The 25,453-nt window shown below is 67.5% G+C and carries 22 protein-coding genes; 6 read left to right on the top strand and 16 right to left on the bottom strand.

Annotated elements, in window-relative coordinates:
* The first annotated feature begins 93 nt into the window (after positions 1 to 93).
* Entirely contained in the window at positions 94 to 3,390 is a 3,297-nt protein-coding gene (locus BLW05_RS22875) for an ATP-binding protein (RefSeq protein ID WP_093165859.1), read from the top strand.
* Here the strand turns inward: BLW05_RS22875 and BLW05_RS22870 are convergent.
* Genes BLW05_RS22870 through BLW05_RS22850 form a run of 5 tightly spaced genes read right to left on the bottom strand, consistent with a single transcriptional unit; the run spans position 3,345 to position 10,667 of the window.
* The gene (locus BLW05_RS22870) at positions 3,345 to 5,216 is read right to left on the bottom strand and encodes a hypothetical protein (protein ID WP_093165858.1); all 1,872 of its coding nucleotides are present in this window, start codon (positions 5,214 to 5,216) and stop codon (positions 3,345 to 3,347) included. The genes BLW05_RS22875 and BLW05_RS22870 overlap by 46 nt on opposite strands.
* 5 nt (positions 5,217 to 5,221) lie before the next feature.
* A complete protein-coding gene (locus tag BLW05_RS22865) occupies positions 5,222 to 6,430 on the bottom strand; it encodes a saccharopine dehydrogenase NADP-binding domain-containing protein (protein ID WP_093165857.1) in 1,209 nt (402 codons plus the stop codon).
* Between the two features lie 16 nt (positions 6,431 to 6,446).
* Positions 6,447 to 7,496 (bottom strand): polyprenyl synthetase family protein, encoded by a 1,050-nt coding sequence (locus BLW05_RS22860; protein ID WP_093165856.1) that lies wholly within the window; start codon positions 7,494 to 7,496, stop codon positions 6,447 to 6,449.
* 16 nt (positions 7,497 to 7,512) lie between these two features.
* Entirely contained in the window at positions 7,513 to 8,334 is an 822-nt protein-coding gene (locus tag BLW05_RS22855) for a hypothetical protein (RefSeq protein ID WP_093165855.1), read from the bottom strand.
* Positions 8,331 to 10,667, bottom strand: a complete 2,337-nt coding sequence (locus BLW05_RS22850; protein WP_093165854.1) for an NAD(P)-binding protein — start codon at positions 10,665 to 10,667, stop codon at positions 8,331 to 8,333. The genes BLW05_RS22855 and BLW05_RS22850 overlap by 4 nt, the downstream gene beginning before the upstream one ends.
* Positions 10,668 to 10,790: 123 nt before the next feature.
* Between BLW05_RS22850 and BLW05_RS22845 the strand changes: the two genes are divergently transcribed.
* The 5 genes from BLW05_RS22845 (at position 10,791) to BLW05_RS22825 (ending at position 13,396) form a co-directional block, all read left to right on the top strand.
* A complete protein-coding gene (locus BLW05_RS22845; RefSeq protein ID WP_218135211.1) occupies positions 10,791 to 11,069 on the top strand; it encodes a hypothetical protein in 279 nt (92 codons plus the stop codon).
* Positions 11,066 to 11,677 (top strand): LysE family translocator, encoded by a 612-nt coding sequence (locus tag BLW05_RS22840; protein WP_093165853.1) that lies wholly within the window; start codon positions 11,066 to 11,068, stop codon positions 11,675 to 11,677. The genes BLW05_RS22845 and BLW05_RS22840 overlap by 4 nt, the downstream gene beginning before the upstream one ends.
* Before the next feature lie 157 nt (positions 11,678 to 11,834).
* Positions 11,835 to 12,245: a DUF3830 family protein gene (locus tag BLW05_RS22835; protein ID WP_093165852.1), complete on the top strand. Its 411-nt coding sequence runs from the start codon at positions 11,835 to 11,837 to the stop codon at positions 12,243 to 12,245.
* Positions 12,246 to 12,357: 112 nt separating this feature from the next.
* Positions 12,358 to 12,729, top strand: a complete 372-nt coding sequence (locus tag BLW05_RS22830; RefSeq protein ID WP_093165851.1) for a hypothetical protein — start codon at positions 12,358 to 12,360, stop codon at positions 12,727 to 12,729.
* Between the two features lie 10 nt (positions 12,730 to 12,739).
* Entirely contained in the window at positions 12,740 to 13,396 is a 657-nt protein-coding gene (locus tag BLW05_RS22825) for an ATPase (RefSeq protein ID WP_093165850.1), read from the top strand.
* A gap of 524 nt (positions 13,397 to 13,920) precedes the next feature.
* Here BLW05_RS22825 and BLW05_RS22820 read toward each other — a convergent pair.
* The 11 genes from BLW05_RS22820 to BLW05_RS22770 all read right to left on the bottom strand — a co-directional run bounded on the left by BLW05_RS22820 (position 13,921) and on the right by BLW05_RS22770 (position 25,445).
* On the bottom strand, positions 13,921 to 14,358 hold the full coding sequence (locus BLW05_RS22820; RefSeq protein WP_093165849.1) for a CBS domain-containing protein: 438 nt from the start codon (positions 14,356 to 14,358) through the stop codon (positions 13,921 to 13,923).
* 49 nt (positions 14,359 to 14,407) lie between these two features.
* Positions 14,408 to 15,463, bottom strand: coding sequence for a 2-oxoacid:ferredoxin oxidoreductase subunit beta (locus BLW05_RS22815; RefSeq protein ID WP_093165848.1), 1,056 nt, complete (start codon positions 15,461 to 15,463; stop codon positions 14,408 to 14,410).
* Positions 15,460 to 17,304 (bottom strand): 2-oxoacid:acceptor oxidoreductase subunit alpha, encoded by a 1,845-nt coding sequence (locus tag BLW05_RS22810; protein ID WP_256330449.1) that lies wholly within the window; start codon positions 17,302 to 17,304, stop codon positions 15,460 to 15,462. Before BLW05_RS22810 ends, BLW05_RS22815 begins: the two co-directional genes overlap by 4 nt.
* Positions 17,301 to 19,130: an FAD-dependent oxidoreductase gene (locus BLW05_RS22805; RefSeq protein ID WP_093165847.1), complete on the bottom strand. Its 1,830-nt coding sequence runs from the start codon at positions 19,128 to 19,130 to the stop codon at positions 17,301 to 17,303. Before BLW05_RS22805 ends, BLW05_RS22810 begins: the two co-directional genes overlap by 4 nt.
* Positions 19,131 to 19,356: 226 nt before the next feature.
* Positions 19,357 to 20,172 (bottom strand): class I SAM-dependent methyltransferase, encoded by an 816-nt coding sequence (locus BLW05_RS22800; protein WP_093165846.1) that lies wholly within the window; start codon positions 20,170 to 20,172, stop codon positions 19,357 to 19,359.
* 74 nt (positions 20,173 to 20,246) lie between these two features.
* On the bottom strand, positions 20,247 to 21,014 hold the full coding sequence (locus BLW05_RS22795) for an META domain-containing protein (protein WP_093165845.1): 768 nt from the start codon (positions 21,012 to 21,014) through the stop codon (positions 20,247 to 20,249).
* Between the two features lie 42 nt (positions 21,015 to 21,056).
* Positions 21,057 to 21,764: a DUF2628 domain-containing protein gene (locus BLW05_RS22790; protein ID WP_177142777.1), complete on the bottom strand. Its 708-nt coding sequence runs from the start codon at positions 21,762 to 21,764 to the stop codon at positions 21,057 to 21,059.
* A gap of 62 nt (positions 21,765 to 21,826) precedes the next feature.
* Positions 21,827 to 22,993 (bottom strand): MFS transporter, encoded by a 1,167-nt coding sequence (locus tag BLW05_RS22785; RefSeq protein WP_093165843.1) that lies wholly within the window; start codon positions 22,991 to 22,993, stop codon positions 21,827 to 21,829.
* Positions 22,994 to 23,013: 20 nt separating this feature from the next.
* Positions 23,014 to 24,132, bottom strand: a complete 1,119-nt coding sequence (locus BLW05_RS22780) for an FAD-dependent oxidoreductase (RefSeq protein ID WP_093165842.1) — start codon at positions 24,130 to 24,132, stop codon at positions 23,014 to 23,016.
* Complete coding sequence (locus tag BLW05_RS22775) at positions 24,129 to 24,464, bottom strand: Rieske (2Fe-2S) protein (RefSeq protein WP_256330448.1); 336 nt, start codon at positions 24,462 to 24,464, stop codon at positions 24,129 to 24,131. The genes BLW05_RS22780 and BLW05_RS22775 overlap by 4 nt, the downstream gene beginning before the upstream one ends.
* A gap of 36 nt (positions 24,465 to 24,500) precedes the next feature.
* Complete coding sequence (locus tag BLW05_RS22770) at positions 24,501 to 25,445, bottom strand: VOC family protein (RefSeq protein WP_093165840.1); 945 nt, start codon at positions 25,443 to 25,445, stop codon at positions 24,501 to 24,503.
* Positions 25,446 to 25,453: the final 8 nt, after the last annotated feature.

Here is a 25,453-nt window from a genome sequence, read left to right as displayed (position 1 = left end):
CCGGCCCGCAGCGCCTCTGCAATCGCCACTCCCTCTTTAGTGAACTTAAGACTAAACTTTGGCGCCATCGCCCCACGGCGGGAGTTATCCAGCATGACGATCCGATCGGTTTGTGTTGTGTGCCACCACTCCAACCGGAAGCTGGCCCGCTTCTGCGAGCGCTGCGGCGAACGCCTGCCGCAGTCGGCGCGGCCCTCGATCGAGCTCCGTCAAGGAACCGTGGTCTTCTGCGATCTCGTGGGCTCGGGCGCGCTTTCGATGCACCTCGACTCCGACGCGCTCGTCGATCTGTATGGGCGCTATTGGCGCTTCGTCTCGGAGACGACCAAGCGCTATTCCGGCTACGTGAATCGAACGGAGGGTGACGGTGCCTTCCTCTTGTTCGGCTATCCGGCGGGCGGAGAGGATGCAGCGGAATGCGCGCTGAGGACGGCGCTCGAACTGGTACGCGACATCGCTGCCCGCATCCAGGTCGCAGGTGAACCGCTGGCGCTGCGGGTCGGTGCCGCATCGGGAACCATCGTGATGGCCGGCGCGATCGAGGCGGCGACGAACCGGGAGCTTGCACTGCTCGGCCCCGTGCCGGACCGCGCGCACCGGCTGCAGAGCCTGGCTTCTGCGAGTGCGATCCTGATCGACGCCGAGACGCGGCGGCTCGCCGGCGAATTCTTCGCCTACCGCGAACTCGGCCCGCACACGCTCAAGAACGTCGATCGCCCGGTGCAGGTGTGGGAAGCCGTGGGCGAGACCGCCGTGGTGTCCCGCTTCGAGGCGCGGCACCACGACGAGGCCGCGCAGGTCATGGCGCCGATCGGCCGTGACGAGGAGCTCCAGCAAATCAGGGATTGCTGGCAGACGGTGCAATCGGGCGATGGCCGCATCGTATGGGTCAGTGGCGAGCCGGGTATCGGCAAGTCCTCGCTCGCACGCTACTTCGCGGCGAAGGACCTGTCGTCCCGGGGGAAATTACTGGAAATGCATTGCGTGGCGCGCAGCGAGCGCAGCCCGTTGTTTCCGGTGGGTGTGCTGCTGCGCAGCCAGGCCGGGATTCACGTCACCGACGGCGATGAAGAGCGGCTCGCGAAAGCCCATGCCTTCCTCGGCGCGATCGTCCCCGAAGAGCGGCTCGAAGCGGCGATGGGCCTTGCCGCGGGCCTGCTCGGCCTGCCCCCGCCGGCCGAGCATGCCGCCATGGAGCCGGACGCCCTGCGCGAGCGCACGATCGCGCTCTTGTGCGAAGTTCTTGTGTCCTTCGCACAGCGCGGCCCCACGGTGCTTTGCGTCGAGGATCTGCATTGGGCCGACGCGACGACGCTCGGCCTGCTCGCGCGCGTGGCCAAGGCCGCCGGCGGACTTCCGATGCTGCTTCTGCTCACATCGAGATTCCCGCCTGCCGCGACGAGCCACTTCGACGCCGCCCTTCTGGCGCACTGCACCCGCATCGAACTCCAGCCGCTGGACGATGCGCACGCCGCGATGATTGCGCGCCGCGCCGCATCGCAGCAGCCGCTCTCCGACGAACAGATCGCGGCCGTGGTCGCACGCGCCGAAGGGCTGCCGCTGGTCATCGAGGAGCTGGCCTACGACGCGCTGCATCAGGCCGACCTCGGCGCGATGCACTCCGGGGAGCCCCATGACGCGAAGGACCGCGTCCCGGCCATTCTCAAGACGATCGTGCAGAGCCGCATGGACCGTTCGCCTTCGGTGGTCCCGATCATTCATGCGGCTTCGGTGATAGGCCGCGAGGTGTCGCTGCAATTGATGATGAACGCTGCCACCGACGCCCCCGACGTTCCCTCGGCGCTTGCCGAGGTGATCGACCTCGGACTGTTGAATCAGGAGTTCGTGGCGGGCGTGCCCGTGCTGCGCTTCAGGCACGGCCTGATCCAGGAGGCCGTGTACGACTCGATGATGGCCTCGCGGCAGAAGGAACTGCATTCGCGCGTGGCCGACCTGCTGAGGTCCGGCCTGGGCACGGCCGACGAGTGCACGCCCGACGCGCTGGCGCATCACCTGCTCTCGGCCGAACGCTTCGCCGAGGGTGTCCGCTGCCTCTACGAAGCGGCAGTGGCCACCGCATCGCGTGCGGCTTACCTCGAATCGCGCGCCTACGCGGAACAAGGGCTTCAATGGGTCGCATCGGTGCCGCAGGCCGAGGAGCGCGCGCAACTCAAGCTGCTGCTCCTCAGCATCATGGGCGCCGCGCTCTCGGCGGTGCTCGGCTACGGTGCGCCCGAAGTGGAGCAGACCTACCGCGAGGCGCACAGCATCTGCAGCGAAGGTGGCGATGCGACAGCACTCTTCCCGATCGCGCGCGGACTCGCCGCCTTCTATTTCGTGCGCGGCCAGATGACCACGGCCGGTGCGCTGGCGGCGCAGTGCATGGACCTGGCTGCCAAGGCCAACATCCCCGATTTCGAAGTCGAGGCCTTGAGCTTTCGCGGCTACACCGACTGCTACCTCGGCGAGACAAGGAAGGGGCGCGCGGCGCTGGAGAGTGCCATCCGCATCGGCAAGACGCTGGAGCATCCGTTCCGATACACCTCACCGCAGCATCCGGTGACGGCTGCGCTCGCCTTTCTCGGCAATACCGCCTGGGCGCAGGGCGACGCCGACACGGCCGAAGCCGTCGTGCAGGAGGCCCTCACCTTTGCGCAGGGCCTTCAGCGCCCCTTCGACCTGGCCTACGTGCACGGCTGGGCGGCCGGCCTGCGCAACCTGCAGCGGCGCTGGGACGAGGCCCAGATGCATGCGCAGCAGTGCTACGCCGCGAGCGAGAAGTTCGGACTGCGGATCTGGCTCGCCACCGCCACGATGCAAGGCTGCATCGCCGCGGTCTCGAAGGCCCCCGCACCCGAGGCTCTGGCCATGCTCCAGGGCGCGCTGCAAGGTTTCCTCATGGCCGGCGCGGAGGTCAATTCAGGCTACTTCCGCTGGGGCATTGCGCGCGGACAGCGGATGGCGGGCGACCCGGACAGCGCGCGCGCCACGGTCGCCGAGGCGCTCGAACATGTCGAACGCACCGACGAGTCCTTCATCCGCGGCGAACTGCTGATCCTCGCCGCCGAACTCGACAGTGATCCGGCCCGCATCGATCGCCTGCTGCTCGAAGCCATGCAGGAAGGCATCGACATCAACGCACCCACGCTGGCGCTGCGCGCGGGCCTGCTGCTGCTGCGGCATCGCGGCCTGACGTCGGACGATCCGCAACGCGATCTGGCGGCGCAGCTCGCGCTCGACGGACAGGTATTGCAGACGATGTCGGTCAACTGGATCCACGAGGCCTGGGCCGGCGTACGCGCGGCGATCCCCGATATCGCGATGGACGACGCGACGGCGTTGATCTACCAGCGCAGCCCGTCCTCGATGGACAGCACCATCGAGCACTGAGCGCGATACCAGCAGCCGGTCGGGAAGCTCATCTTCCCGTCGCGCATCAGTTCGCGCAGCTTCTTCCATGCCGGCGGCGCGTTCTTGCAATCCGGCAGCTCGAGCGATGCGACGCCCGTCGGGAAGCGGTAGCGCAGGTCCTTGGTGCGCATCGATCCATAGATCCAGGTCTTGCCCACCTCGTTGATGCGAGGGTCCTCGTCGACCGGAGAAATCTGCAGCGAACGGAACCCGCCAAAGCCCCGCGCGAGCACGGGCCGCGCGAATGCACGCCGGAACTCCGTGGCATCGAAATCGCTCTGTCGCCACGGGCCGGTGAGCGGCGTCATGCGGCCCGCGACGCCGCGCAGATCGACCTGCTCGAAGTCCCGGTCGGTCAGGTCGACGCCGCGGCCATAGTCGATGTTCAGGACGACCGCCTCCTTCTCGACGAGTTCCCCGACCCGCCTGACCAGCGAGACCCGGTCGACCTGCATCAGCGGAACCCGCTGCGTGCTTGCGGCGTCGAGCCTGCCGTCCATCGTGAGGCGCCGGCATGGGCCCCCACCGCTCGTGGTGCAGAAGGACGCCAGCACCTTGTCGAAGCCCTGCACTTCCCTGCCGAGCGCCTTCGACCACGGGTTGTCCACGAAGATGGCGGGCACGTAGATGGCCGCGTCGCGCGCCTGGGCCGTGTCGTCATCCACCCGACCGACGAGGACGCGCAGGAGCAGTTCGTGCTGCGCCTGGTAGTCCAGCGTGCGCACGGGCGGCCAGTTCTTCGTGAGCCGCATCTTGCGATAGCGCAGCAGCTCGATGACCAGCCAGGGCGTCGCCACCTCGTAGCGGAAATCGTCGGCGTAGCGCATGTCGCCGCGGGTATGGAAGTTCAAACCGTCGACCATGCGGTTGAGCTCGTCCATCACACCGGGCACGTCCGAGAGATCGACGCGGAAGCCGACCAGTTCGACATCGTCGAAGGCGAACTTCGGCGGGCCGAACAGGTCCCGTCGAGGCGCGGCCGACCACGTCGGGCGCGTCGCCATACCACCCGGCTTGCTCGGCGGCCCGCCACGGGCGAGCGCCGGTGCGGCCGGCGCAACCGGTGCAGCCGGCACCGGCGCAGATGCCGGGCGGTTGAGCGGATTCGCGATCGTGCCGGCCCATGCCACGCGGCAGTCGCGCTTTCCGTTGCCCAACAGGCGCTGCAGCGCCGGATACCATGCCGCCGCCGAACTGAGCCCGGCACCGCTCTCGAAGATCGCCGTGAGCGTGCGGACCGGCGCCCAGGGCGACGGCCGCACGAGCACCGAGCTGCCCGCGTCCGCCGCATCGGGAACCACCCTGAACTTCTCGTACGTCGGATTCAGTGCAAGCGTGCCCGCGGGCGTGCCCCGCGCGGAATTGCCCAGCATCGGCCGCTCGATCACGAGCAAGGGGCCGACGCTCAATGCGGCCGGGATGCCGAACTCCTTGCCGTCCGGCTCGTCGCTCAATGCATATCGGGCGGCATGGATCGTGAGCGTCTGGGCATTCGCGCCGCAGGCGATGTCGGCTTCCACGATGGGGAAGCCCACCTTGCGGGCCTCGTCGCACCACTGCACCTGGTTGCTGTAGGCAAGCCAGCAGGTGAGTTTGCTGGGCGGCTCTTTGGGGTCGCCGAAGGCGACCGAGACGGCCACGGCGAACGAGTCGTTCTTCTGATCGGAGACCACCTCGACCACGAGGAAGGGGTTCTGTCCGTCATTGATCAGCGGGCCCAGGACGGGCCCGAGGGACGCCGGATCCGTCCCCCAATCCGGGTCGAGCTCGTAGGTCGCAAGTTGGAATTCCAGAGGCGCCGTCATCGCATCTATCCCTTCCTGCGGGTCAGCGAGCTGTCCGTGAATGGATAGGGCATCTCATCGTTCGGGGACGCCTCGAGTAGCGCCTGCGCATCCAGCAACTCCGCCGGCGTCCGCCAGCCGCGCAACGACGCATCGATCTCGTCCGCCGTCGCGCACAGGATCCTCTTCGCAACCGCCACCACGCTTCGGGCCGTGAAGTCGTAACAGTTCGGCGTGTCGAGCTGCCAGTCGATCACGGTCTGGAGGCGGGCGTCCTCGATCTCGAGCAGCACGGTGTGGCGATCGCGCTCGCGTTCTCTTGGCGAGGGGCCTTCGGGCAGCTGGTCCGCCAACATCTCGCTCCATCGCAGCGGCAATGGCAGGTTGAGCCAGGGCGATGCGATCGCGGCCCATTGGTAGGACGAACGCTCGACCGCGTTCATTGCCATGTACACCTCGATCGTGCGTGCAACGACCTCTCGGCGCCTGGCGGTCCGCATTGCGCTCATCACGTCGATGAGCGCGACGCCCGATGCGATGCACCGTCCCTTCTTTCCGCCGAAGTCGAAGCTGCGTTCGAGCTGCCCGATCGGAACGTGCTGCAAGCGGGCATAGGGCTGCTTGGGGTCTGCCGAGCTTGCGCGCGCCACCGGCACCTGCTCGCGCACCCAGCGTATCGCGGTGCGCGCACTGCCGCGCGACTGTGCCTCCAGGCGCGGCACCGCGATCCGGATCGCGCCCACCTCCGAAGGATTCAGATTTCCCTTGCGCTTTAGCTCCTGCAACGCGCCGTCGACAAGAACGTCACTCGCAGCGGACACCTCGCCCGCGCCGCACACGACCACGAGTCGGCGCTGGTAGGCGATGAATCCAAGATCATCGAGGCGCCGGTAGACATCGGTCTCGCCGGTGATGTCCACGTAGTGGCACCTCGCATCGAGCGCGGACTTGGCCAGACGCTCGGCGGTCAACGCGAAAGGCCCCGCCGCATTGATGACGAGCTGAAAGCCCGAAAGCGCCCTCACGACTGTGGTCCGGTTGTCGAGCGCAAGCTCCAGGCCTTCGAGCTTCAACTTCCTGCACAGGCGCCCCAGCTCGGTCGCGTTTCGCGCGCCCAGGACGAGCTGCGCGCTTCGCGTCGGACTGGCCATGTTGCCCCATCGTCTCGCCGCCTCCTCCGCGATCAGCCTGCCTGAGTAGCCGGTCGCGCCATAGAGCAGAACTCGTGGGGTCATGTCGGCACTCCATCGGTCAATGCACGCGGTCCAGCGTCCAGGGAATGATCTCCCACAGGAAGCGGCGGTCCTTCGAATCCGGCAGGTGGGCGAAGGTCTTCTCGTACTCGTAGCGCGCCGCACCGGCCAGCGCGCGCGCCGCGCTGCGCGCGTAGTCGAGCGCCTCGTGCCGCTCGATCCAGCGATGCAGCCATTGCACGTCAGCCTCGCCGCGCACGGGCTGCTGCAAGAGCTCAATCGCGCGGTCGCGTTCCGCGCCGTCGCTGCGCCGCAGAGCCTCGATCACCATCAACGTGCGCTTGCCCTCGGCGAGGTCGCCGTCCTGCTCCTTGCCGTAGCGCGCGTGTGCCTCCAGGTTGAGCACATCGTCCTGGATCTGGAAGGTCGCGCCGAGCAGGAAGCCGAAGGTGAAGAGCCGGTCCAGCGGCTCCTTGCCGCGCGTGCCGATCAGTCCGCCGAGCCGCAGGGGATGGATCGTCGTCAGCCAGCAGGTCTTCTTCAGCACCATCAGCAGGTAGTCGTCCTCGGTGATGTCCACGCGGTTGTCGCGCCGCCAGCCGAGCTCCAGCGCCTGGCCCTCGGTGGTCTCCCAGGCGACGTGCTCGGTCTCCTCGAGGATGCGTCGCGCCAGCATCGGGCCGAGCCGCATGGTGTTGTCCTTGAGCGGACGCACGCTCAAAAGGCTCAGCGCGTCCCCCGCATTCAGCGCGAGCGGCACGCCATGCAGCATGTGCAGCGTCGGCCGGCCTCGGCGCTGCTCGCTGGCGTCCTGGATGTCGTCATGGATCAGGAGCGCGTTGTGCATCAGCTCGATCGCGACCGCGCTCGGCACGGCGTCCTCCATCTCGGCGCCGAAGGCGCGTGCGGCGGCGATGCAGAGCGTGGAGCGCAGCATCTTGCCGCCGCGCATCGGATAGTCGCGCAGCAGCGCATCGAGATAGGGGCGCTCCTCCTGCCCGCGCAGATGCGCGTGCAGCGCTTCGCGCGTGATCGCGCCGTATTCCGACAGCAGTTCGTCCACCAGCGGTTCGCGGGTGCCGGAGGCAGGAATGTCGTCGCGTCGCATGGTCTTTCCTCGAGCCCTAGAGCTCGATCTCCACGATGCCGAACTGGGTGCCGTCCGCGGTGCACAGCGCGCTCTTCCAGCGACCGGGCGCATGGCTGGTGAGCGTGGTGAGCGTCATGACCGGCCCGTCATCCTCCATGCAGAGCGTGCCTTCGATCTCGTTCGCTGACGGGTTGGTCTCACCGAAGAAGCGCAGCTTGGTTTCACTGGCCTTGACGAACGCGGGCGACACGTCCCATCGCACGATCGACACGGCTCTGAACGCCGAGCCCTCCTTATGCCTGATCTTGACCGTCGGCCCCATCGGACGTGCGGCGTGCCGCACCGGCGGTTCCTGTACGTCGGACTGCGCGGCCGGCGATGGCGCCGGTTTGGAAGGCGCTGCCGCACCGGCGCCGTCTCCAGGAACGATGCCCAGCGCCGCGCCGATCCACCGGTATTCGGCCGCGAGCACCCGCTTGACCGGGCTGCCGGGCTGGGCTGCCAGCGTCTCCAGCCATTCGACGCCGGCGAGCAAGGCCTTGCGGGCAAGCCGTTCGCCCGCATCCAGCGTTTCGGCCGGTTCGCCCGCGCCCTGCCGGACCGACGCCTCGCGAAGCGATCGCGCGATGCGCGCGCCGCGCTCCATCTGCGCATCCGCGACGCGATACGCGGCTCGCACCGCGGAGACGGCGGTCTCCTCCGCGGTGCGCAGCGGAACGCCGTAGTACGCGCCGGTACCGCTTTCGCCGGCGGCGGCGCGGTAGTAGCCGCCCGGGCCGCGGTCCGGTGCGGTTCGCCGGGGCGCGGTCCGCGCCCATGGACGGCTTGGCTGTGCGGGTGTCTGCGTCTCGTTCATGGGTGGTCGTACCCCACGATGTCGTTGAGTTTGGGGAAGCCACAGATCGCGTGCGCGGCCAGCATGCCGGACATGACGGCGGCTTCGACGCAGCTTTCCTCGAAGCCGCAAGCGGTCCACTCGCCCGCGATGGTCATGTTGACCACCGAGTAGTCGAGCGGCGAGATCCGCTTTTCGAGCGAGCCGGGCAGCGACAGCGTGAAGCGCTGCGAGCCATGGAAGTTCGCCTGCACGAAGGGCGCCTGGGCCACGCCGGTCGGTCCCACGGCCAGGTACTGCTGCAGCCCCTCTGCCGAGGGTCTGGCGAGCTGGGGCCAGAAGGCGCGCATGCCATCATCGAGGGTGGCGTACAGGTCCTTCTGCAGGCGCTGGTTGAGCGCGGTTTCCACCTGCTGCTGGGTTTTGTCGGCGTTTGCTTGTCCAGGCGCCGCGGGCGTGCCGAGGGCATCCCGCTCGGCCGCACGGATCTGTTCCTCCGGCAGAACTCCGCAGAAATAGTGCACCAAACGATCGGTTGCCGGTGGCGAACCCATGCCCATCCGCTCCCGCCAGGCGAACTCGGCCGCGAGCGTGTGGGTCATGTCGGCCCATGTCTCGAACGGCGGATCGAGCCCCGAAAGGATCGCGGGTTCGCGCGCCCATCCGAAGGTGCTGGCATCGGTGTTCAGCCACACCTGCGCGGCCCGCGTGCCGACCGTCTTGACGGCATCGCGCATGCGCGCCCACTCCGGCAGGGTCTTGAAGAGCATCCGTGCCCTCGGGTTCTGCGGCTCGCGGCTGCACACCGCGACGAAGTCATCGACGCCCATCGCGAAGACAACCGCGTCGAAGTCGTCCGGCCCGCAGCAGAGTTCGGCCTCCTGCGCATCGGGAGGAACGGGATCATCTTCGGGCCAGCACCCGGTCGGGTCGAGCGCATCCCGGCTCTCAGGAAAGAGCGGATCTCCGCCAGCCGCCACGGGGTATTTGAAACGCAGCCCGACGACCCGGTTGTCCGCGCTGCCGGGCTTCAAGTCCTCGCAGAACTCGACCTCGCTGAGGACGTGCTTCATATGGAACCTGACGCCACCGCGCAGCAGCACCCGGTAGAGCGGTGCAAAGACGGCATCGCCCATGCCCGAGCCCATGCGCCAGAAGAGCGACCCGCGGTAGGTGAAGAACATGCGCAGCACACCGCGCAGCGCCTGGCCTGCGGCCAGCGCCGGCCTGGACCGGTCGCCGTCCTCGTAGCAGAAGGCCAGGTCGTAGAGGCCGGTGATGAAAGGCGAATCCACCGAGGTCCTCGTCGCGCCGTGGTTCAGCAGCCATTCGCGGCAGTCGATGCCGTTGATGCTGTCGAGCCCCTGCTTGTTGAACAGCACCCGATCGCGGTAGAGGCCGACGGAGACGGTGATGACCAGGTCGATGATCTCGGTCTTGCGGCGCACATGCTCGTCGATGCTCGTGATCTCGGACAGCCGGCGGCGCAGCGCCGCCGCGAGCGCATCCATGAAATCCAGCACCCTGGAGTTCCACTGCTGCCCGGTGTCGAACTCGCGCAGCCAGACCTCCATGATCGTCACGCCCTGCAGGAGCATCGCCGAGGCCACGAGCACCGCGTTGCGCAGCGAGTTGGTCAGGCGCTCCAGCGTGGCGGACGGCGAGCTCAGCGGATCGGCATCGAGATTGAGCTCGACCGCCTCGTCGATGCCCTGCTGCCCATCGGGCCGGGGCTCGCCGGGCCGCGGTTCGCGCGCCGGCTCTGCGATCAGGCTCACGATCAGGGCGCGGGTCAGGGCCATCGCGCGCGCCAGGTAGGCCGCGAGCGTGAACGGGTTCTCGCCCGGCTTGGTACGCGTCCCGGGCAGGCCTTCCATCGGCGGCAGGTAGCCGGTCCATGCCTCGAACCGGCCTGCGCGGTTCTTCGATGCAATGCCGATGTGCTGCTCGGGGATGAAGGCCTCGTCGATGGAGGCATGCGGCAGGGTGCTTCCGCGGTTGGCCTCGGGACCCATTTCCAAGGTCTTCGCCTGCGCGTAGCAATCGCGCATCATCCTGAAGGCGTTTTCGTAGAAGCCCAGCCAGACGTGCAGGCCGTGCTCGTGGATCCGACCGAACGCATCGCGTCCCGACGCCCCCTTGCCACCGAGTCGCCAGCTCGCCTCGAAGACCTGGATGGCGTATCCGCCCTGGTCGAGGCAACGCCCCTTCTCGTGCTTTCTTTTGAGCGACTCGTTGCGCTTCTGGAGCTGCCATGCGGCCGCCAGGCCGGCCATGCCGCCGCCCACGATGAACACCTTGACAGGCGGCACCGGCTTCCGAGGGGCCGGACCGCTGGTTACCGGAGGCGTCATTGCTCAATCCCTCTTGTTCTTGCTTGAGCATGGCGGCGTGCCTCTTCCGAGAAGGAAGCGGCGGCCGATCTGAAAGTATGGGGTGAATGCAGCCTTGGAGCAAGCTGTGGCACAGTCCGCGCGATGAAATGGATGCACTCCAAGTCCCTGCGGGTCCGGACGACGCCAGCCACCGCGACAGGTGCGCACGCCATCGGCACTGCTGCGCTGGGCTCGATCGCCATCGGCGTCGTGGCCGTCAGTGCCCTGGCGATCGGCGCCCTGGCCATCGGCCGGCTCGCGGTGGGCCGGGCCCGAATCCGGCGGCTGGAAATCGACGAGCTGGTGGTCGGCCGCATTCGCGTCATCGAGGAGCTCACGCTTGACCGCCGCGGCGGCGCCCCCGAGCATTCGGAATCATGACTCTCCACACCTGGCTCATCTACCTGGCGGCGGCGATCGGGCTGTCGCTGTCCCCCGGTCCCAACGGCCTGCTGGCGCTGACGCACGGCGCGCTGCACGGGCGCCGCAAGACGCTCTACACCATCTTCGGCGGGGCGTCGGGCTTCGTGATCGTGATCGCGCTGTCGATGTTCGGCATCGGCGCGCTGCTCAAGGCGTCGCTGACCTGGCTCACGGTCATGAAGTGGCTGGGCGGGGCCTACCTCGTCTGGCTCGGGATCCAGGTGTGGCGCGCACCGCCGATCGGCATCGAGGCCAGCGCACCGGTCGAGTCGCGCTCGGGGCGCTCCCTGTTCGGGCAGGGCGCGCTGTCGGCGCTCACGAACCCGAAGGGGATCCTCTTCTTCGCCGCCTTCCTGCCGCAGTTCATCGATCCGGCACGCAGCCTCTGGGTGCAATTCCTGGTCATGGCCGGGACCTTCGCGGCGATCGAGATCGCCACCGAGCTGCTGATCGCCAGCATGGCGCACCGCATCAGCCCGTGGCTGCGCAAGGTCGGGCGGCGCTTCAACCAGGCCTGCGGCGGGGTGTTCGTGGCGATCGGGGTCGCCCTGCCGCTGCGCGGCTGAATACGCCCCGGTCAGCCGGGGTTCAGGCCGGGCCCCGTCCTGCCGCGAAGCCCCTGCCGACCCCGAGATGGTCAACCCACCCGAAGCACGAGCGCACCCGGCTCTCCCTGAGCCAGCTGCTTCACTGATCCTTTCAACTTTCCGGACACACACATCCATGGCAAGAATTGGCATCCAGGCCGCGGGCTTCCGCTTCGTCGCGGAGACGAATCCCGAGGCGCCCCAGACCGTCGAAGCGTTCCTCAAGCTGCTGCCCTACAGGCAGAAGATCATCCACGTCCGATGGAGCGGCGAAGGCTGCTGGATTCCGCTGGGCGAATTCCAGCTCGGCGTCGGCTTCGAGAACCACACCAGCCACCCGTCGGTCGGCGACATCCTCTTCTACCCGGGCGGCTACAGCGAGACCGAGATCATCCTGGCCTACGGAAGCTGCAGCTTCGCCAGCAAGATGGGCCAGCTCGCGGGCAACCACTTCCTGACGATCGTCGAGGGCAAGGAAAACCTTCGCGCGCTGGGCAAGAAAGTGCTCTGGGAAGGCGCCCAGGACATCAGCTTCGAGCTGCTCTGAGCCGCGGGGCCATGGGTGGGTCGCGGCCACTTCATATGGGCAAAATGGCTAGAATCCCCAAATCGGCCAAAATAGCCAAAATGGCCGTATTGGAGATCCACCGGAGCCCGCCATGTCCAGCCCCAGCATTTCGCGTCCCGAAGCCATCGACCGTTTCACGCGCGGTCTGCCGGCCGTCTCGGCCACCAATCTGGTCGCCGGGATGCAGAAGGTCACCAGCGCCGTCATGACGCACGGCGCGGTGGTCGTCACCCGCCACGACGAGCCGGCCATGGTGCTGATGTCGATCGACCGCTACCTCGCGCTCGAACAGGCGGCCGAACCCGACCTCGACGCGCTCACCCGGCAGTTCGACGACATGTTCGCCCGCATGCAGGGCGACGAAGCCGCCGCGGCAATGGAAGACGCCTTCGCGATGTCCCCGGCCGAACTGGGCAAGGCGGCGGTCCGCGCCGCGGGCCGCGGCAAGTCCGCCAAGAGGTGATCCCCAGGTAATGGCCGCGCGCATCTTCGTTCTCGCGGGCGTCAACGGCGCCGGCAAGAGCAGCATCGGCGGCGCGGCGCTCCAGGCGCGCAAGGTCCCCTACTTCAATCCCGATCTCGCGGCGCGCACGCTGCTGGACGCCAATCCCGCGCTCACGCAGGAAACGGCCAATGCACAGGCCTGGGAAATGGGCCGCGCCGGCCTCGAACGCGCGCTGGCCGACGGCCTCAATTTCGCTTTCGAGACCACGCTGGGCGCGCGCACCCTGCCGGACATGCTGCTCGCCGGCGCGCGCAAGGGCGCGCAGGTCCACGTCTGGTACGCCGGGCTGGCCTCGCCCGAGAAGCACGTCGAGCGCGTGAAGGAACGGGTGATCGCCGGCGGCCACGACATTCCCGAAGACAAGATCCGCGCGCGCTACGTCAGCAGCCGCGCGAACCTCATCCGCCTGCTGCCGCACCTCGCCAGCCTGCGCGTGTACGACAACAGCATCGACGGCGACCCCAAGGCCGGCATCAAGCCGCAGCCCGTGCTGGTGCTGCACATGGAGGGCGGGCAGATCGTCTCCCACATCGCGCTCGACCAGGTCCCGCAATGGGCCAAGCCGGTGGTGGCGGCCGCCTTCGACGCGACGAAGAAGAAGGCCACGAAGGGCCGGCCGCACTGACGCGCGAGGCGCGGCACATGAACCGGCACACCCAAGACCAGGAACCCCGCGGAACCGGCTTGGCCGGGCCGCCGGGGTTGCCCCCCGGAGGGGCCCTCCTGCTCGTAGAAGCCCAGGCGCTTCGCGACGATCTCGCCGACCTGGTTCACGCTCGGAATCCAGCCGAACTGCATGTTGATGCGCGTCTTGCCGTGGGCCAGCGCGTCGATCGAGAGAAAGCCCCCGGCCGCCAGGCCGCCAGCGGCAATCGAGGTCTTGAGCAGGCGGCGGCGTGCGGGGTCGCAAGAGTGGTTCGTGACGGGGTTCCTGGTTTGTGGATTCGGGTCGTCTGCCGTGTGGCGTGACCGAAATTTAGGAGGTGCAGGCGTTCCCGCAAAGCACCGTTTTTAGGGTCGGGCGATCCAAAAAATTGCCGGTAGAAACCCTGAATCCAGGGGCGCGCACGCCCCTTTCCGGACGGAACGAACGTCTATTTCGGGAGATCGGGAGGGCCGCGAAGGCGGCCGGAGCGGATGCGCCCGGGCTCAGCCCAGCACGTCGTTCACCTGCTCGTTGAACTCGGTCTGGCTCAACGCCGCACCAATTTCGCGCGGCAGCGCATCGCGCACGGAGAACACGCCGAGCACCTTCGTTCCTGACACCAACGGCAGGTGACGGAAACCGCGTTCGAGCATCAGCACGACAGCATCGGACACCAATGTTTCCGGTGTGACACAGATCGGATTGGGTGTCATGACCGCGCGCACGCTGGTGGCGTCCGGATCGAGTCCGCGCGCGAGCACGCGGGTCATCAGATCGCGCTCCGTGAGAATGCCCAGAATGCTGTCGGGCGGCTCCATGACAAGCACGCTGCCGCAGTTGGCCCGCGTCATCACGCAGGCGGCGTCGCGCACCGTGGCCGTCGGCGCCAGGCTGGTCACGTGCTTGCGCGAGATGGACTGGAAAACCGTACGTTCTGCCATGGACCGCCCCCTCCGTTGGGAAGCACGCTATGTTGCGACCGACGCCCGCTTAACGCAAGGTGGCGTTGAGCCGCTCCAGCGCCTGCGCGCCGGGGCACAGCTCGGCGGGGCCGAGCGTATTGAGCGGGCGCTCGACGGTGTTGAGCGCCGTGTGCAGGTCGGTCGCGAGAGGATCGACGTACAGCAGCCCGGTCACGATCTCGCCCATCTCCTGGTGCTTCTGCATGTGCGCCATCGCGGCGTAGCGGTCGGCCGGGTTGTAGTCCGGATGCAGGCTGCGCAGGCGCAGCAGCGTGCCGTCGTGCTGGCGCACGTCCATCACCTCGCCCGGCGCCATGTCCACCTTGATCTCGTCATGCGTGCCGATGAAGTCGATGCGGCTGACCGCCTCGTTGTGCTCGCGCACATAGTCGTAGCTCTTGGTGCTGCCCGGATGGTTGTTGAAGGCCACGCAGGGGCTGATGACATCGATGAACGCCGCGCCGCTGTGGCTGATCGCGCCCTTGATCAGCGGCACGAGCTGCGCCTTGTTGCCCGAGAAGCCGCGCCCCACGTAGGTCGCGCCGAGCTGCAGCGCCATCGCCGCCAGATCCACCGGGCTGTCGGTGTTGACCACGCCCTTCTTGCTCTTCGAGCCCTGGTCGGCGGTGGCGGAGAACTGGCCCTTGGTGAGCCCGTAGACCCCGTTGTTCTCGACGATGTAGGCCATGCGCACCCCGCGCCGCATGGCATGCGCGAACTGGCCGAGCCCGATGGAGGCCGAATCCCCGTCGCCCGACACGCCGAGGTACAACAGGTCGCGATTGGCGAGGTTGGCACCGGTCAGCACGCTGGGCATGCGCCCGTGCACCGTGTTGAAGCCGTGCGAGGCACCGAGGAAGTAGTCCGGCGTCTTCGAGCTGCAGCCGATGCCCGAGAGCTTCGCGACGCGATGCGGCTCGATGTCCAGCTCCCAGCAGGCCTCGATGATCGACGCCGAGATCGAATCGTGCCCGCAGCCCGCGCACAGCGTGGAGATCTTTCCTTCGTAGTCACGCCGCGTGTAGCCCACCTTGTTGGTGGCAAGGGTCGGATGGTGCATCCGCGGCTTGGCGATGTAGGTCATGCACGCTCCTGGTTCACGCGCTTGGAAATGGTGTCGGTGATGAACCGCGCCGTGATCGGCGTGCCGTCGAAATGCAGCACGCGCACCAGCCGCGCCGGATCGACGTCGAGCTCGTTGACCAGCAGGCTGTGCATCTGCGCGTCGCGGTTCTGCTCGACCACGAACACCCGCTCGTGCTGCGAGAGGAACCGCGCGACGCTGTCCGGAAACGGAAATGCTCGCAGCCGCATCGCGTCGAGATGAATGCCCCGCCCCTGCAGGGACTCGAGCGCCTCGTGCATGGCCGGGCTGGTCGAGCCGAAATAGATCACGCCGAGCGGCGTCTTCTCGGCCGCCAGCCGCACCACCGGCTGAGGCACCAGCGAGGCGGCGGTCTTGAACTTCCGCAGCAGCCGTTCCATGTTGTAGATGTAGTCCGGACCTCGCTCGGAATAGCGCGCGTACGCATCGCGTGTGGTGCCGCGCGTGAAGTAGCTGCCCTTGGTCGGATGCGTGCCGGGCAGCGTGCGCCACGGGATGCCATCGCCGTCCACGTCCTTGTAGCGGCCGAAGTCGCGGCCGGCTTCCAGCTCTTCGGCGGTCATCACCTTGCCGCGGTCATAGGCGCGGCTGTCGTCCCAGGCGAAGGGCGCGCACAGGCGCTGGTTCATGCCGATGTCGAGATCGGTCATCACGAACACCGGCGTCTGCAGCCGGTCCGCCAGGTCGAGCGCGGCCGCCGCATGCTCGAAGCACTCGTGCGGATCCTCGGGGAACAGCAGCACATGCTTGGTGTCGCCATGCGAGGCATAGGCGCACGCGAGGATGTCGGCCTGCTGCGTGCGCGTCGGCATGCCGGTCGACGGGCCGCCGCGCTGCACGTTGATGAGCGTGACCGGGATCTCCGCGAAATACGCAAGGCCGATGAACTCGCTCATCAGCGAAATGCCCGGCCCCGAGGTCGCGGTGAAGGCGCGCGCGCCGTTCCAGCCCGCGCCGACCACCATGCCGATCGAAGCGATCTCGTCCTCCGCCTGCACGATCGCGAAACGCTGCTGGCCGGTCGCGGCATCGACGCGGAACTTCGAGCAGTACTTCTGGAAGGCCTCCGCCACCGACGACGAAGGCGTGATCGGATACCACGCCGCCACTGTCGCGCCGCCGTACACGCAGCCCAGCGCGGCGGCGCTGTTGCCGTCCACGAAGATGCGGTCGCCCACCTTGTCCGCGCGCCGCACCTTGAGCCCGACCGGCTCGCGCAGGTGCTCGCGCGCGAAGTCGCATCCCAGGTGCAGGGCCTGCACGTTGGAGGCGAGCAAGCGCTCCTTGCCCTTGTACTGCTCGCCGAAGAGCTTCTCGACCACTTCGGGCTCGATGCCCAGCAGCACCGCAAGCGCGCCCACGTAGACGATGTTCTTGAAGAGCTGCCGCTGCCGCGGGTCCTGGTAGACCACATTGCAGATCTCGGTCAGCGGCATGCCGATGACGCGGATGTCGTCGCGGAACTTCGAAGGCGGCAGCGCGCGCGTGCTGTCGTAGAACAAGTAGCCGCCGGGCGCCAGTTCGGCCACGTCGGCGTCCCAGGTCTGCGGATTCATCGCGACCATCATGTCGGTGCCGCCGCGCCTGCCCAGGTGGCCCCCCTCGGTCACACGCACCTCGTACCAGGTCGGCAGGCCCTGGATGTTGCTCGGGAAGATGTTGCGCGGGCTCACCGGCACGCCCATGCGCAGGATGGCCTTGGCGAACAGCTCGTTGGCCGACGCCGAGCCCGAGCCATTGACGTTGGCGAACTTGATGACGAAGTCGTTGACGGCCTCGATCTGCCGCACGATGCCCTTGGGCGGAAGCGTTGCGCTCATGCGGCTACCCCCTCAGGCGTAGCGCGCTTCTCACGCGCCTTCGGGCCTGCGGGCGTGGTCTTCAGGAGGAACTTCTGCATGTCCCAGGCACCCGTCGGGCAACGTTCGGCGCACAGGCCGCAGTGCAGGCAGACGTCCTCGTCCTTGACCATCACGCGGCCGGTCTTCAGGCCGCCGGACACATACAGGTCCTGCGCAAGGTTGAGTGCCGGCGCCTTCAGCCGCTCACGCAACTCGGCCTCGTCGCCGTTGGTGGTGAAGGTGATGCAGTCCATCGGGCAGATGTCCACGCAGGCATCGCACTCGATGCACGCGGTCTCGGTGAACACGGTCTGCACGTCGCAGTTGAGGCAGCGCTGCGCTTCCTTGAACGCGGTGGCCGCGTCGAAGCCAAGCTCGACCTCCACGCGGATGCTCGCGAGCGCCTTCTCCGCCTTTTCCCACGGGACCTTGTAGCGCAGGTCGTTCGAGGTGTCGTTGTCGTAGCTCCACTCGTGGATGCCCATCTTCTGCGAGATCAGATTGGTCATCGGCGCGGGTCGATGCGTCACCGGCTCACCGTGCAGCAGCTTGTCGATCGACACCGCCGCCTCGTGCCCATGCGCCACCGCCTCGATGATGTTCTTCGGACCAAAGGCCGCATCGCCGCCGAAGAAGACGTTCGGCAGCGTCGACTGGAAGCTGCTCTTCTCGAGCCTGGGCAGGCCCCACTTGTCGAACTCGATGCCGCAGTCGCGTTCGATCCACGGGAAGGCGTTCTCCTGCCCCACCGCCACCAGCACTTCGTCGCACTCGAAGAAGGCATCGGGCTGGCCGGTCGGAACCAGCTTGCGGTTGCCCTGGTCGTCATACTCGGCGCGCACGATCTCGAAGCGCATGCCGGTGAGCCTGCCGTCTTCGTGCACGAATTCCTTCGGCACGTGGTAGTTGATGATCGGGATGCCCTCGTGCTGCGCGTCTTCCTTCTCCCACGGCGACGCCTTCATCTCCTCGAAGCCGCTGCGCACGATGACCTTCACGTCGGTGCCACCGAGCCGGCGCGCCGAACGGCAGCAGTCCATCGCGGTGTTGCCGCCGCCGAGCACGATCACCCGCTTGCCGATGGTCGTGACGTGGCCGAACGACACGGAGGCCAGCCAGTCGATGCCGATGTGGATGCGTTCGGCCGCTTCCTTGCGCCCGGGCACGTCGAGGTCACGCCCGCGCGGTGCGCCGCAGCCGACGAAGATCGCGTCCCAGCCCTGGGCCGCGAGCGCCTTCATCGAATCGATGCGCTCGCCGGCGCGGAAGGTCACGCCGAGGTCGAGGATGTAGCCCGTCTCCTCGTCGATCACCGATTCTGGCAAGCGGAAGCGCGGGATCTGGGTGCGGATGAAGCCGCCCGCCTTGGCTTCGCCATCGAACACCGTGACCTCGTAGCCCAGCGGCGCGAGGTCGCGCGCGACGGTCAGCGAGGCCGGTCCCGCGCCCACGCAGGCGATGCGCTTGCCATTGCTCGGCTCGACCTTCGGCATGCGCGCGCGCACGTCGTTCTTCATGTCGGCCGTCACGCGCTTGAGCCGGCAGATGGCCACCGGCTCGGGGTCTTTCGAATTGCTTTCCTCCACCCGCCCCCGTCGGCATGCGGGCTCGCAGGGCCTGTCGCAGGTCCGGCCGAGGATGCCGGGGAAGACGTTGGAGGCCCAGTTGATCATGTAGGCGTCGTCATAGCGGCGCTGCGCGATCAACCGTATGTATTCGGGGACGGGGGTGTGCGCGGGACAGGCGTACTGGCAATCGACGACCTTGTGGAAATAGGCCGGGTTGGCAATGTTGGTTCGCTGCAATGCGGTCTCCTGGATGCCGCCCGTTGCCCCGGGGGAAGGCTTCGCGGGTCTGCCGCCAGTATGCGCCGCGTGTGTGCGAGCGCAACCTTGGTGGAATCCCGCAGCGTCCGGGACATGGAGCGCTGCAGCAGAGTGCCAAGGTTCTACATGCAGGCGCAGGCAGCGGGCTTGACGCACGAGGGCGCCGCGCTCCCCGTCTCGGCCGCGCTGGTGCCGCACCCGCCTGTCAAGCGATGGTGGACTTGCGGCGACGCACCCTGCGCTTGGTTGCCCGGATGTGCAGCGACAGCGGCGCAATCCGCGTGTCGTCGACCACCGCGTCCGCATGTCTCGAACCGGTTCCCGCCGTGGGCTCCGCGATCTTGTCGATGTGCAGCCCCGCGCCGAGCACGATGTCGAACCACTCGCTCAGCGTGCGATGGAAGATGGGCGTCCTGAAAGGCGCGATCCGGTCGCGCTCCTCGGGCTTCAGCGTCGAGAACCACCAGGTGTCCACCCGGCCTTCCGTCGATTCGAAGTAGCCGCCGATCTCGATCGCCCGCGCCCTGCCGTTCGCGTCGCGCACCACTTCGCGGTGCGGGGGCGCGAAGCACGGGTGAAGAATCGAGAACTGCAGGAAGCCGCCGGGCCGCAAGACACGGCTCGCTTCGTGCAAGGCCCGCACCGGGTCCGGCATGTCCATCAGCGACATGAAGGCCGTCACGAAATCGAACGAGCGCGCGGCAAAGGGCAGCGCCATGCCGTCGCCGACGCGGTACTCGATGCCCAGCGGATCGGCCGCCTCGGCATCGCGCGCATTGCGCACGAAGGTCGGCGCAATGTCGACCGCCGACATCCGCGCGCCGAGCCGCGCGAGCTGGCGCGTGTTGGTCCCTTCGCCGCAGCCCACGTCGAGCCCCGCCAGGCCGGTCACGGGCGGCAGCATGCCGAAGAAGGCCGGGCTGTTCAGCATGTCGCGGAACACATCCACGCCCAGCCGGGCGAGACGCGTCCAGGCGTCCGCATTGGCCTCCCAGAAATGTGCGACGTCGTTTGAATTCATAGGTCGAGCCGCGATTTGGAGACAGGCGCCGCGGTGCGTCATCCACCATCTGAGGGAGACCGCGGGATCGACCGTCAGCCGGCTTCGCGCGTCCCCGTCACCGTGCGCTCGCCGTCGGGGCGATGCATGTCCAGCAGTGCGCCGCTGAAGTCCCAGGTGGTCGTCGACTTGAGCGCGGCGAGGAACTGTTGCTCCTGCTGCATCACTGCATCGGCGCAGGTCCTGCGCGTGGTTGCGATCGCCCCGACCGCGATGCGGTTGCCGTCCACGGTGTAGCTGGCGCGGAAGGTGTTGCACCCGCTGAAGCCCTTCACGATGCCGTCGCCGAAGGACATCGAGATCGCGGTGTCGATCATCGGGCTGACCACCGCCTGCCTGCCGTTGTTGAAGCCGGTCACGTTGGAGCGCAGGCCGACCAGGCTGGGCTTCGGCTCGGCCTTGAAGGTCATCACCGGTTCGTCCCCGCGCGTCGACAGCAGCGTGAGGCCGTCGCCGCTCAGCACGGGACGGAAGGTGCCGGCCATCGCCTTGTGCACCGCGCCCTCCACCTTCATCGCGTTGCCGCCGCAGGCCATCATCGAACCGGCGAGGCGGCCGATCACGAGGCGATCCGGCTGCTTCAGGGTGTAGGAGCCGAAGAAGCGGTTGCAGCCCGAGAAGCCGGAAACCCGCCCACCTTCGAACCTGGCCGTGACCGACTGCGGGCCGGTGGGAAGGAGGCTTGCATCCAGCCCCTGGACGCTGGTGAGGCGCCAGGTCGGCCCTTCGATCCCCGCCGCCGCGGCGGACAGGGACAGCAGCATCGACCCCAGCACCAGAAAGACGGATCGCTTTGCGTTCACTTCGGCTCCTTCGCCCGGGGGCGTGTCGTTCGAAGCGCGATCTTAGTCAGCGGTCGAGACGCGTCCAGCCGATTGAGGATCGCCGGCGATGGCCACCTGCTTCGCCTTCATTCGCGCGGTGTAGTCCTGATAGGCCGGCAGCGCGACGGCGGACACCGTGCCCGCCAGCATCGCGATCGCGACCAGACCGACGATGAACGGCACGATGCCGCTCGTGCCGCCCTCGCGCGCAACCAGGACGAGTTGCCCTTCCTGGCTGCGGTTGACCGCCCGCGCGTGCTCGATCACCCGCTCGCAATGCCGGTAATAGGTCGCGTCGGCGAGAAGCGGCGGCAGGATGAAGATGCCCAGCAGATACGCGAAGCAGCCGATCGCAACCGCCAAGGGCATGGTCGGGCCCAACAGGACCACAGGCACGAACACCACGTAGGGAAGCAGGAAGTAGAGCGCTGCCTTGCCCCACATCTTCCTGTGGACGAGCCAGGCGAAGGTGACGAAGAAAGCCGGCCAGTGCCAGCCCGCCGATGTCCTGCGCTCGTGATCGAAGAGCGCGAACTTCGCGAGATAGTGGTCACTGTTCTTCGTTCCGACCGCCGCGGCGTAGAGCTCCCGCAGGCCTTCGCGCGTCTCGCGCGGGTGGTCGAGCGTGCCCAGCAGGCTGGGTCGCGGCCCGCTGCCGCGCCAAACGGTGGGTTCTCTTCTGATGCCGATGCCGCAGCTCGAACAGAGTGCAAGCGTGGGTCCATTCAACGTACCGCACTGGGCGCAATGCATGACAGCGTGGGCAGAACCGGAGTTGCGAATGGCCGTGTTTATATATCAACGCCAGCGTTCAGGACCTCAGGGGTAAACCCATCAGGCGTTCTCCCGACGCGCACGAACAAGGCCAGCGCAGCAAGGTCGATCGCGAGTGCGGCGACGCCCAGCGCGCCGTAGCCGAATCCCTTCACCAGCGTGCCGCCGAGGAGGGGGCCGATGGCGGAACCGACCATCAACATCGCAGGCGTCGCGGCCACGGCGCGCCCTGATGGGTCCAGGCGTGCGAGCAGACCGAAGCAGAAGGTGTGCGTGAAGATCATGACGGCCACGAACACCGCGCCCGCGCCCGCATAGGGCACGAAGGTGCTGCTCCAGGCCAGCACAAGCGCCAGCAGGCACTGCAGGGTCGCGCCGGCGAGCAGTACCTTGCGCGCATCGAGCCTGCGCTGGAGCATCGCGGCAAGCAATCCCGGCGCCAGATTGATGAGACCCAGCGCGATCAGGAGGAGATTCACGGACGCCGGATCGAAGCCCCGCTGCGCACCCATCCGTTCCAGAAAGGCGAAGACCATGGCCTGCGTCAGCGCCATGCAGCAGATGCCGAGGATCGGGAACCAGACCTGGCGGGACAGCGGCCCCCGGCGGGCATGCATCGTGGCGCTCTCCGGCTGCCCGTCGGGAAAGAAGCAGGCTGTCACGATGCACGCGATGCCCATGACGACGCCGATGACGACAAAGAGCGCCGAGCCGCCCACGCTCGCGATGACCTGCGGCGTCGCGGCGAGGAACAGCACCGCGAAGACGCCCAGCCCGGTGCCCATGATGCCGAAGAGCCGGTGCGGATTGGCGCTCAGCCCGACGGTCCCGTGCGTGATGCTCAGGGCTGTCCCCGCCGCGAAGCCACCGATGCCGTGCAGGACCGCGAGCCCACCGAAGCCACGCATCTGCGAACACGCAGCAAAGGCGAGCGCTGCGAGCCCGAAGGCGGAAGCAGCAACGAAGCGCGCCCGGATGCGATCGAAGCGGCGAGCCGTGAACGCACTCGCCACCACCGCGCTGACCAGAAAGCACGTGGCCAGCGAGCCCGCCTGTTGCGGGTCGAACCGGTAGTGCGCCATCAACGTGCCGATCCAGATCGGGAGCGCCACGAGATCGACCATCCCCGCGCAATGCGCCACCATCAGGGCGGCGCGCGCGCTCCAGCGTTCGGACAAGACCATCGGTATCTCGCTCGAACGGCTCAGATCGGCTGTGCCAACGCGATCAGGCTGTCACGCATGATGTTGGCGTGCTCCTGCTTGTCGCCACCCGTGATCTCGATGTCGCAGAGGCGCGCCGAGTTCTCCACGACCATCCGGCATCGCTCCCAGCGACGCGCCTCGAAGGCATCGAACGCCTCCTTCACGTCGCCCGAGCGCCTCAGCTCGTCGGCAATCACCAGTGCGTCTTCGATGCCGATGCATGCACCGGACGCCAGGTGCGGCGTCGTCGCGTGCACTGCGTCGCCGACAAGCAGGACCCGGCCCGCATGCCATGGGCGTGGCATCAGAAGCCCTTCGAGCGGCCGGTAGACGATGCGGGCATCCGGGCGTCCGACCTGTTCCCGCAGTTGCTGGACGAGCGGCGCTGGAAACGTCGCGAGCAAGCCCGACAGGAGCGCCGGAAAGTCGCCAGGGTCCACGTGGTCATTGGCCGCGCGGTCCTCAGTGACGAACAGGTACATCTCTTCCTTCGAGACCGGATTGACGCCCGCCTTCAGCTTCGGGCCGACCCACATCATCGCGTGCGTCACTTCCGCGGCGCGAGGCAGCACGGCGCGCCAGACGGCCTGCCCCATGTAGCGCGGCTTCGGCGCGTCCGGGAACAGCGACTGCCTCACCTGGGAATACAGCCCATCGGCGCCGATCACCAGGTCGTAGCGACGGCTGCTCCCGTCATCGAACGAGACGTCCACGCCGTCGCGGTCCTGCGAGACGGCGCTGAATGTGCATCCGAGGCGCACGCCGGCCCCCGCCGCGCGCGTTGCGTCCGCGAAGATCCTTGCCAGCACCGGGCGCATGATCGCGCCGCCTCCCGGAACATCCGGGCCTGCGAGGCGTGGCGTCGGAAGCGTGGCGAGCAATTGACCGGTCGGCAGATGGATGTCCACGCCGTCGCCGGCATAGCCTTGCTCGAGAAACGCATCGAGAACGCCAAGCTCGCGCAGCGCACGCAAGGTGGCGCCCCCCAGGCTGATGCCTGCGCCGTAAGAGCGCCAGCCCGGATCGATCTCGACCAGATCGACCTCGTGGTTGTCGCGGCGAAGCGCGATCGCTGCGGCCATTCCCGAGAATCCGCCGCCGATGATGAGAGTCTTCATGTGTTTGTCTCCAGTTCTTCACGAGCGACGGCCACAGCGCCGTCGTCGAGATCAATGAGCGAGACGCGCTTGAGCGTCTGGCCGATACAGGGCCCGAGCGTGCATACGCCGGTGGCGATGTCGAATTGAGCACCGTGGGCCGCGCACACGATGCGGGTTCCGTCGGCATTCAGGAAGGCATCCTTTCGCCAGGCCATCGAGGTGTTCGCCCAGTGCGGACACTCGTTCTTCCATGCGTGGAGGCCATCGCGCTTGACCAGGAACATCGTGTCGCGGCCCGTGCCCATCGGATCGAAGCCGCGAGACGTCCCTTCCGGGAGTTCGTCGGCCATGCACAGGCGCAGAACGGTCTCCATGGCCAATGACGATCAGTGCGCTGCCGGATGCCGGGCACCGGGGGGAGGACCACCGGGCGCCCACTTCTCGCGGTGCTGGAACAGGAAGAGCTGCGAGGCATCCGCGCCCATGGCGGCTTCCCGCGCGATCCAGTGGTCGTCATGCAGATCCATGTCCGCGTCGTACTCGACATGGCAACCCAGGGGGCTGTTGAAGTACCAGAACCAGTTGGAGCCGAACTTGTGCCGGCCCGGCCCCCAGAACGATTCATAGCCCTTGGCAACGAACCGGCTGCCGGCCAGCATCAGCTCCGTCGGCCCGCCGAGATGGAACGTGAAGTGTTCGCAACCCTTCATCTGCGGCGGCGTCTGGATCATGAACAGCGTATGGTGGTCCGTCGTGCCCGCCGGGCGCAGAAAGGGCCCCACGCCGGTGAAGCGATCGGTGCAGACAAAGCCGAGGCGCTCGACATAGAAAGCTTCGGCTTTTGCTGCATCGGGGACGAAGTACACGACATGCGAAAGGGTCCGCGGCAAGGCCGGCGCGTTCTGGTCCACGGCCACTGCGTTCACGCCGCGTTGCTGCGCAGCGCCCGGTGCGTTCACCAATTCAGCCGAAAGGCGGAGGGGGCGTCGAACCGTCACCTGGAAGCCGAGCACGAACCCCAGGTCGTCCTCGCTCTCGATCGCGCCGTTACTCAGGCGCTTCACTTCGCGGTCCTTCTGGAGCTCGCTCGCGATGGCGTCCACGGTGGCCTGGTCCGCACAACCATAGATCGTCTTGCGAAGCATGCTGGCCGTGCCCAGGCCCGGAGGCAAGGCAGCATCGTCGCGATGCGCGATGGAAATGCCGGTGCCGTCCAGCGCCTCGAAACGGCGCTCGGATACCTGCCGGAGTCCGTAGTCCTTCAGATACTGCGTGCAGGCAGCGACGTCGTCGACGCCAAAAACGAGTTCGTCGGGTCCGATGATCTTCATGTTGATTC

Origin of the sequence: Variovorax sp. YR216 (genome assembly GCF_900107745.1) — a bacterium.
Lineage (GTDB): Bacteria > Pseudomonadota > Gammaproteobacteria > Burkholderiales > Burkholderiaceae_C > Variovorax.
The sequence above is the reverse complement of the archived record's forward strand: the minus strand, read 5'-3'. Positions and strand labels throughout refer to the sequence as shown.

Excerpts from the sequence above, each read along its gene's own strand:
- BLW05_RS22855 (WP_093165855.1), bottom strand. The coding sequence starts at position 8,334 with ATGAACGAGACGCAGACACCCGCACAGCCAAGCCGTCCATGGGCGCGG.
- BLW05_RS22865 (WP_093165857.1), bottom strand. The coding sequence starts at position 6,430 with ATGACCCCACGAGTTCTGCTCTATGGCGCGACCGGCTACTCAGGCAGG.
- BLW05_RS22850 (WP_093165854.1), bottom strand. The coding sequence starts at position 10,667 with ATGACGCCTCCGGTAACCAGCGGTCCGGCCCCTCGGAAGCCGGTGCCG.
- BLW05_RS22875 (WP_093165859.1), top strand. The coding sequence starts at position 94 with ATGACGATCCGATCGGTTTGTGTTGTGTGCCACCACTCCAACCGGAAG.
- BLW05_RS22820 (WP_093165849.1), bottom strand. The coding sequence starts at position 14,358 with ATGGCAGAACGTACGGTTTTCCAGTCCATCTCGCGCAAGCACGTGACC.
- BLW05_RS22830 (WP_093165851.1), top strand. The coding sequence starts at position 12,358 with ATGTCCAGCCCCAGCATTTCGCGTCCCGAAGCCATCGACCGTTTCACG.
- BLW05_RS22770 (WP_093165840.1), bottom strand. The coding sequence starts at position 25,445 with ATGAAGATCATCGGACCCGACGAACTCGTTTTTGGCGTCGACGACGTC.
- BLW05_RS22785 (WP_093165843.1), bottom strand. The coding sequence starts at position 22,993 with ATGGTCTTGTCCGAACGCTGGAGCGCGCGCGCCGCCCTGATGGTGGCG.
- BLW05_RS22810 (WP_256330449.1), bottom strand. The coding sequence starts at position 17,304 with ATGAGCGCAACGCTTCCGCCCAAGGGCATCGTGCGGCAGATCGAGGCC.
- BLW05_RS22825 (WP_093165850.1), top strand. The coding sequence starts at position 12,740 with ATGGCCGCGCGCATCTTCGTTCTCGCGGGCGTCAACGGCGCCGGCAAG.
- BLW05_RS22840 (WP_093165853.1), top strand. The coding sequence starts at position 11,066 with ATGACTCTCCACACCTGGCTCATCTACCTGGCGGCGGCGATCGGGCTG.
- BLW05_RS22780 (WP_093165842.1), bottom strand. The coding sequence starts at position 24,132 with ATGAAGACTCTCATCATCGGCGGCGGATTCTCGGGAATGGCCGCAGCG.
- BLW05_RS22800 (WP_093165846.1), bottom strand. The coding sequence starts at position 20,172 with ATGAATTCAAACGACGTCGCACATTTCTGGGAGGCCAATGCGGACGCC.
- BLW05_RS22870 (WP_093165858.1), bottom strand. The coding sequence starts at position 5,216 with ATGACGGCGCCTCTGGAATTCCAACTTGCGACCTACGAGCTCGACCCG.
- BLW05_RS22835 (WP_093165852.1), top strand. The coding sequence starts at position 11,835 with ATGGCAAGAATTGGCATCCAGGCCGCGGGCTTCCGCTTCGTCGCGGAG.
- BLW05_RS22775 (WP_256330448.1), bottom strand. The coding sequence starts at position 24,464 with ATGGCCGACGAACTCCCGGAAGGGACGTCTCGCGGCTTCGATCCGATG.
- BLW05_RS22845 (WP_218135211.1), top strand. The coding sequence starts at position 10,791 with ATGAAATGGATGCACTCCAAGTCCCTGCGGGTCCGGACGACGCCAGCC.
- BLW05_RS22860 (WP_093165856.1), bottom strand. The coding sequence starts at position 7,496 with ATGCGACGCGACGACATTCCTGCCTCCGGCACCCGCGAACCGCTGGTG.
- BLW05_RS22815 (WP_093165848.1), bottom strand. The coding sequence starts at position 15,463 with ATGACCTACATCGCCAAGCCGCGGATGCACCATCCGACCCTTGCCACC.